Annotated in this window: 1 pseudogene; it reads left to right on the top strand. The window is 46.1% G+C overall.

Features of this window, described 5'->3' with window-relative positions:
- Positions 1 to 150: 150 nt before the first annotated feature.
- Positions 151 to 332, top strand: a pseudogene (locus NE473_RS30715) (hypothetical protein); the annotation flags it as partial.

The following is a 332-nucleotide window of genomic DNA, read 5'->3' as shown; positions in this document are numbered from 1 at the left end:
GCGGAGAAAAACAGGGCCATCACTAGGAGCCATAAGATTACTTGAGTAGACTGCTTTTGCTAAATCACTATTTAAATGAATAAGAAACTCGTTAATCAGAGCTGAAAGGCTCTTATTTTTATACCCGAAAAGGGAGAAAGGAGTCCGTACATGAAGGACACTATGATCTTAAAAAATGGAACTATTATTGAACTGGAGGCAGGCACAAGCCTGGGAGCCTTACAGGTGGCGGCGGCAAACCGGGCGGCCATGGTAACGACCTGGGAGGCGCTGACTCCTGACAATCTCACAGCAGTGCAGATTAAGAATGGTGATGGGTTAGTGGTAGGCAA

The organism is Hungatella sp. SL.1.14 (assembly GCF_024460495.1).
Taxonomy (GTDB): Bacteria; Bacillota; Clostridia; order Lachnospirales; family Lachnospiraceae; genus Hungatella; species Hungatella hathewayi.
This window is presented reverse-complemented; position numbering and strand designations above follow the sequence as displayed.